The 7,577-nt window shown below is 38.4% G+C and carries 1 protein-coding gene, 2 tRNA genes and 3 rRNA genes; all 6 read right to left on the bottom strand.

The window, feature by feature from the left end; all coding sequences use genetic code 11:
* Positions 1–28: 28 nt before the first annotated feature.
* Complete coding sequence (locus tag KDE13_RS09870) at positions 29–409, bottom strand: ComEA family DNA-binding protein (RefSeq protein WP_420838119.1); 381 nt, start codon at positions 407–409, stop codon at positions 29–31.
* A 516-nt stretch (positions 410–925) separates the two neighbouring features.
* Positions 926–1,044 (bottom strand): 5S ribosomal RNA (gene rrf / locus KDE13_RS09400).
* Between the two features lie 253 nt (positions 1,045–1,297).
* Positions 1,298–4,390: ribosomal RNA gene (locus KDE13_RS09395) — 23S ribosomal RNA — on the bottom strand.
* A gap of 725 nt (positions 4,391–5,115) precedes the next feature.
* Positions 5,116–5,191, bottom strand: a tRNA-Ala gene (locus KDE13_RS09390).
* A gap of 116 nt (positions 5,192–5,307) precedes the next feature.
* Positions 5,308–5,384: transfer RNA gene (locus KDE13_RS09385), tRNA-Ile, on the bottom strand.
* A gap of 288 nt (positions 5,385–5,672) precedes the next feature.
* Positions 5,673–7,188 (bottom strand): 16S ribosomal RNA (locus KDE13_RS09380).
* Together the 16S, 23S and 5S rRNA genes with 2 tRNA genes alongside form the textbook arrangement of a ribosomal RNA operon.
* Positions 7,189–7,577 lie beyond the last annotated feature (389 nt).

Here is a 7,577-nt window from a genome sequence, read left to right as displayed (position 1 = left end):
TTCCTTTCTAACACACATTTTAATTATTTTACTTTTCTATACTCTGTGTTTTAGATATTTCCTCTTTAGCTTTTTGATTACTCTTAACTTCATCTACTTTAGAACTAGCTTTATTCTTTACCTTATTGCTCTTAGTGCTTACTTTCTGTTTTACGCTACTCTGTCCTGATATCTTTATATCATCTTTTAAATTATTAAATGTCTTATCTCCTATTCCATCTACATTTTTAATATCTTCTATAGAGTTAAATTTATTACTCTGTCTATATTTTATTATAGCATCAGCCTTGCTACTTCCTATACCATCTAAACTCATCAGCTCCTCTTTAGTAGCTGTGTTTAAATTTATAGCTGCTAATGCTAAAGATGTAGTAGCTATTAGTGAGATTGCTATCTTATTCATTTTCATTGGTTATCCTTTGGTTATTTATTGATGCGAGATTATAGCTTAATTATTTAAATTATTAGTAGCTCAATGATTAAATTTAACTCATTTTAATTAAGCAAATCCTCTTTTGTTACTTATATATATTCTTTGTTATTGATTTTAGATTTGTGTTTTATGGTTTAAGCTAAATTGAGTTAGCTTAATACTAATTAAATTATTTCATACTTAATAAATATCTAAAGATTTTATTTTATATACTTATATTTTAGTTATAAACTAATAAATTTATATATAAATAGATAATATTTTTTAAGTATGATTAGTTTGGTTTGGTTTATTATATAGATATAATAGTTATTAAAAGATAGATAATAAATAAAGTATATATAAACAACTATAAATAATGCTATAGTTTTTTGTTTTTATATATTTATTGATCTATTGAGTTTAAATTTATAAATAGCTTTGATTTAATAACAATATATTTGGTCTACTAAATTATTTGTATTAGGATAAATATGTAGTAAGATTTAACAAAGCTCGCAGCGACCTACTTTCCCAGCATCCCAGTAAGGGAGAGTATCATCGGCCATGACTGGCTTAGCTTCTTGGTTCGAGATGGAGCAAGGCGTTTCCCAGTCTGTATAGCCACGAGCAATGTTTAAAGCATAAATCTGTAATCTTATAATTTAATATATTTACAAACAATAAGTCTGCTATATTAAATACACTCTAGCTTATCTATTCATATAAAACCTATTGGATTTATTCTTTAAACACTGCTAATGTTAATTTGTTAAGAGTTAAAGCTTGTTTAATAAAAACAATCTATTCTTGCAAAGGATTAAATTTAAATAACTTAATTGAGTAAGGTTTTAAAAATTATCCTTAACAAGGAAGTGATGCTTAAAAGATAAGCAAACGAGCTATTAGTACTGGTCAGCTAAATGACTTTCATCAATTACACACCCAGCCTATCAAACTTATAGTCTATAAGAGCTCTTAAAAGAAGATTCATCTTGGAGTTGGCTTCGAGCTTAGATGCTTTCAGCTCTTATCACATCCCAACTTAGCTACTCAGCGGTGCCCTTGGCAGGACAACTGATACACCAGTGGTTGGTTCAACCCGGTCCTCTCGTACTAGGGTCAACTCTCCTCAATCTTCTTACGCCCACGGCAGATAGGGACCGAACTGTCTCACGACGTTCTGAACCCAGCTCGCGTACCGCTTTAAATGGCGAACAGCCATACCCTTGGGACCTGCTCCAGCCCCAGGATGCGATGAGCCGACATCGAGGTGCCAAACCTCCCCGTCGATGTGAGCTCTTGGGGGAGATCAGCCTGTTATCCCCGGGGTACCTTTTATCCTTTGAGCGATGGCCCTTCCACACAGAACCACCGGATCACTAAGACCGACTTTCGTCTCTGCTTGACGTGTATGTCTTGCAGTTAAGCTGGCTTTTGCCTTTATACTCTACGAGCGATTTCCAACCGCTCTGAGCCAACCTTTGTAAGCCTCCGTTACATTTTGGGAGGCGACCGCCCCAGTCAAACTACCCACCAGACATTGTCCTACCTAAGGATAACTTAGGCTAGTTAGCTATCAGAATAAAAAAGAGTGGTATCTCAACAATGGCTCACTATAGACTGGCGTCTATAGATCAAAGCCTCCCACCTATCCTGCACATCTTTATCCCAATAGCAGTGTCAAGCTGTAGTAAAGGTCCACGGGGTCTTTCCGTCTTGCCGCGGGTAGGAGGAATTTTCACCTCCACTACAATTTCACTGGATCCCTCTTTGAGACAGCTCCCATCTCGTTACGCCATTCATGCAGGTCGGTATTTAACCGACAAGGAATTTCGCTACCTTAGGACCGTTATAGTTACGGCCGCCGTTTACTCGGGCTTCGATCAAATGCTTCGCATAGCTAACATCATCAATTAACCTTCGAGCACCGGGCAGGCGTCACACCCTATACATCCACTTACGTGTTAGCAGAGTGCTGTGTTTTTGGTAAACAGTCGGGAGGGACTCTTTGTTGTAACCTTCTTTGCTTACGGAGTAAATCCTTAACAAAGTTAGGCACACCTTATACCGAAGATACGGTGCTATTTTGCAGAGTTCCTTAAAGAGAGTTCTTCCACGCGCCTTAGAATACTCATCCCACCCACCTGTGTCGGTTTACGGTACGGGCAACATTATCTAAACTTAGAAACTTTTCTTGGCTCGACAGTATCAAGGATTCGCTATCCATTCCGAAGAACTTCAAACGCCTGTGGGGTCTTAGCTTAAAAAGATCCGGATTTGCCTGGATCTTAACCTACACCTTTCGACCAGCACTTCCATCAGCTGGCTCCTTTAACTCTAAGCGTCCTTCCATCGCACAATAATGTTGGCATTGGAATATTAACCAATTTTCCATCGCATACCCCTTTCGGACTTTGCTTAGGACCCGGCTAACCCTACGATGACGAGCATCGCGTAGGAAACCTTGGGTTTACGGCGTTGGGGATTCTCACCCCAATTATCGCTACTCATGCCTGCATGCTCACTTGCATCCGCTCCAGCGCTCCTTACCGGTACACCTTCAACGCTGAATGCAACGCTCTCCTACCACAGTGTCTATGAGTATTCATACTATTTAGCTTGTCTTTCTGTTTTTACTTAATAAATTTAAAAACTTAGTCTAAATTTGAAAGTAAAAAGCAAAGTATCTTTGAATAGATTTAAATGTTTTAGTATGTTTTGATTGAGAAAAATACAAACTCATTTAAAGATATCAAAGAGACAAACTAGTATAAATAATCATAGACACTATCTAAAGCTTCGGTACTCATTTTAGCCCCGTTATATTTTCCGCGCAAAATCACTAGACCAGTGAGCTATTACGCTTTCTTTAAAGGATGGCTGCTTCTAAGCCAACCTCCTGGTTGTTACAGTAACTTCACATCGTTTTCCACTTAAATGAGATTTAGGGACCTTAGCTGTTAGTCTGGGTTGTTCCCCTCTCGACGACGGATTTTATCACTCGCCGCCTGACTGCTGTGATTACACACTAGGTATTCGGAGTTTGATAGGGTTTGGTACATTGGTGTATGCCCTAGCCCATTCAGTGCTCTACCCCCTAGTATTACGACACAACGCTATACCTAAATATATTTCGGAGAGAACCAGCTATCACGATGTTTGATTGGCCTTTCACCCCTATCCACAAGTCATCCCATAGCTTTTCAACGCTAGCGGGTTCGGTCCTCCACTGGCTCTTACACCAGTTTCAACCTGCTCATGGATAGATCACATCGTTTCGGGTCTGCAACATCTGACTAAACGCCCTATTAAGACTCGCTTTCGCTACGGCTCCGGGTTTCCTTAACCTCGCCAGACATCACAACTCGCAGGCTCATTATGCAAAAGGCAGTCCATCACACGTCATAAAGAATCGTGCTCTGAATGATTGTAAGCAAATGGTTTCAGGTTCTATTTCACTCTGATCACCTCAGTTCTTTTCACCTTTCCCTCACGGTACTTGTGCACTATCGGTCTAGTAGTAGTATTTAGGGTTGGATAGTGGTCTACCCAGCTTCAGACAGAATATCACGTGTTCCGCCCTACTCAGGATACTGCTAAGTAAAACATCGCTTTCATATACGGGAGTATCACCCTCTATGCTTAACCTTTCCAAGTTATTCTATTAGCTTTGTTTAGTCTATGTTGCAGTCCTACAACCCCACTAGTAAACTAGTGGTTTGCCCTCTTACGCGTTCGCTCGCCGCTACTAGCGTAATCTCTTTTGATTTCTTTTCCTGTTGGTACTAAGATGTTTCAATTCCCAACGTTCGCTCCATTATATGGTAATTAAGTTCGCACTTAATTGGGTTGCCCCATTCAGAAATACCCGGATCAAAGCCCCTTGACGGCTCCCCGAGTCTTATCGCAGCCTGGCACGTCTTTCATCGCCTCTACTAGCCAAGGCATCCACCATTCGCTCTTTGTAGCTTACCTTTTTTACTTCATAGATAAATTAAATTTATCTTTGCGACTAAAGAGCTATGCTCCTTTAACCTATATAAAATTTAGCAATAAAGCTAAATAAAATAACCGGTCAATATAGTCGCTAACGAAGTGTTAGATTATATATATTCTAATTCGCATCACTTCCTTGTTAAAGATAACTATTTTTATTTCGCAGATAAATTAAATTTATCTTTGCGACTAAAGAGCTATGCTCTTTACAAACTTCTAAAGCACACTAATGCTTTTGATACTAGTGTTAATATTAGTTGTTTGCTATATTAAGTTATTAAATTTAAATTCTTATCTCCAAGACGGAAAGCATTAACTAAATATATAGTAGTTTAAAACTATATATCTTGTGATGTTAAACTTCTGCATACTTAAATGCAAAGAGATTAGATATTTAAATCTTTAACAAGTCCTGTAAAATTGTTTTATTTATTAAAACTTGCTTGTGACTCTTAACAATATTAAATAAAAGAACATTTAGACAAAGTAGCTATCTACTTAAAGCTTTGATTATCTAATTCACAATGATCTCATAGATAAACTTTAAGCTAAACGCTTACTTTTTTAAAGTCTAAACTAAATGTTTAATTTTTAATATCTTTGCTTTTAAATTTATTTAATTAGATATATAAATATATCTTTAAATCTAAAGCATAGAGCTAAACACTTGGTTTAGACTTTAGCTAAATTAGTTAAACTATTTATGGTGGAGAATAGCGGGATCGAACCGCTGACCTCCTGCGTGCAAAGCAGGCGCTCTCCCAGCTGAGCTAATTCCCCATCTTTATTTATCTTTTTACCTATACCTTATCAGTTCTTAAACTCTATTGTATAAGCAAAAAATATAAACAAATATACCAAAGCAACATTCAAAAGATTGATTACTTGGGTTTTTATGGTGGGCCTAACAAGACTTGAACTTGTGACCTCACCCTTATCAGGGGTGCACTCTAACCAGCTGAGCTATAGGCCCCTCTTGTGTCTTTTTTTACCTTATACTTCATAAGTTTTTATAAAATCTATATTATGTATATTTAATACACTTTTTAATTTTTAAAAACTTCTTTGTCTAAGACAAAAATAGCCTACAATTATTAAATTTATAAACTTATTGCTTGATGATATTACATATGCATAAGGCTTATAAATATTTGGTTGTCAATCTTTCAAAACTAAACAAGGATGATTGAGTAGATTAGAGTTAACTAATCTAAATTTTCCTTTGATGAATATCTTGTGAGTAATATTCATTGTACTCTAGAAAGGAGGTGATCCAACCGCAGGTTCTCCTACGGTTACCTTGTTACGACTTCACCCCAGTCGCTGATTCCACTGTGGAGGGTAGCTAGTTTAGCATCCCCGCTTCGAGTGAAATCAACTCCCATGGTGTGACGGGCGGTGAGTACAAGACCCGGGAACGTATTCACCGTAGCATGGCTGATCTACGATTACTAGCGATTCCGGCTTCATGGAGTCGAGTTGCAGACTCCAATCCGAACTGGGACATATTTTATAGATTTGCTCCATCTCGCGATATTGCGTCTTATTGTATATGCCATTGTAGCACGTGTGTCGCCCCGGACATAAGGGCCATGATGACTTGACGTCGTCCACACCTTCCTCCTCCTTGCGAAGGCAGTCTATTTAGAGTGCTCGGCCTAACCGTTAGCAACTAAATACGTGGGTTGCGCTCGTTGCGGGACTTAACCCAACATCTCACGACACGAGCTGACGACAGCCGTGCAGCACCTGTCTTAACATTTCTGCAAGCAGACACTCTTCTATCTCTAGATGATTTGTTAGATATCAAGTCCGGGTAAGGTTCTTCGCGTATCTTCGAATTAAACCACATGCTCCACCGCTTGTGCGGGTCCCCGTCTATTCCTTTGAGTTTTAATCTTGCGACCGTACTCCCCAGGCGGTATACTTAATCCGTTAGGTGCATTACTGCCAAGACTAGCTTAGCAACAACTAGTATACATCGTTTAGGGCGTGGACTACCAGGGTATCTAATCCTGTTTGCTCCCCACGCTTTCACGCCTTAGCGTCAGTTGAGTTCCAGCAGATCGCCTTCGCAATGGGTATTCTTGGTGATCTCTACGGATTTTACCCCTACACCACCAATTCCATCTGCCTCTCCCTCACTCTAGATTGTCAGTTTCCCAAGCAGTTCAATGGTTAAGCCATTGGATTTCACAAGAGACTTGACAATCCGCCTACGCGTCCTTTACGCCCAGTGATTCCGAGTAACGCTTGCACCCTCCGTATTACCGCGGCTGCTGGCACGGAGTTAGCCGGTGCTTATTCCTACAATACCGTCAGGTTTCTTCTTGTAGAAAAGGAGTTTACGCTCCGAAAAGTGTCATCCTCCACGCGGCGTTGCTGCTTCAGGGTTTCCCCCATTGAGCAATATTCCCTACTGCTGCCTCCCGTAGGAGTCTGGACCGTGTCTCAGTTCCAGTGTGACTGATCATCCTCTCAGACCAGTTACGCGTCATAGCCTTGGTAAGCCATTACCTTACCAACTAGCTGATACGATATAGCCTCATCCCATAGCGAAAAAACTTTCCCATTTATACTTAAATATAAACGGAGTATAGAGTATTAGCAGTCGTTTCCAACTGTTGTCCTCTACTATGGGGCAGATTAGCTATACATTACTCACCCGTGCGCCACTAAGATATAAAAAAGCAAGCTCTCTTATATCTCCGTTCGACTTGCATGTATTAGGCACGCCGCCAGCGTTCACTCTGAGCCAGGATCAAACTCTCCATATTAAATATTAAATTCTTTATTTAAATAAAGCAAAGCTTTACTAAAGAAAGAGATAAATACTAAAGACTAAGATTGTTAAATACAATCTAATAATAAAGCTTATCATTCTAAAATTATTTAATTTATAATACTAAATAAAGTAAAGACTATAAATAAAAATAGATAAAGAATGACTAAACTTATTAAATCCTTAGAAATTTAATTATGAAGTTTTTAATCTAAAAACTTTTGATTGTTTAATTATTGTTATATCTCATATTATAAAAAGATATTTAGTTTTTTATCTAACTCTACTTTCCAAAGAAAGCCTGAGTTAAATATGGCTCAATCGATCACTTGTTTAGATTTCAAAGATTGACTAATAGTTTAACATTGTTAAGTTAAAGAACAA

The organism is Campylobacter anatolicus (genome assembly GCF_018145655.1).
In the GTDB taxonomy this organism is placed as follows: Bacteria; Campylobacterota; Campylobacteria; order Campylobacterales; family Campylobacteraceae; genus Campylobacter_A; species Campylobacter_A anatolicus.
The sequence above is the reverse complement of the archived record's forward strand: the minus strand, read 5'-3'. Positions and strand labels throughout refer to the sequence as shown.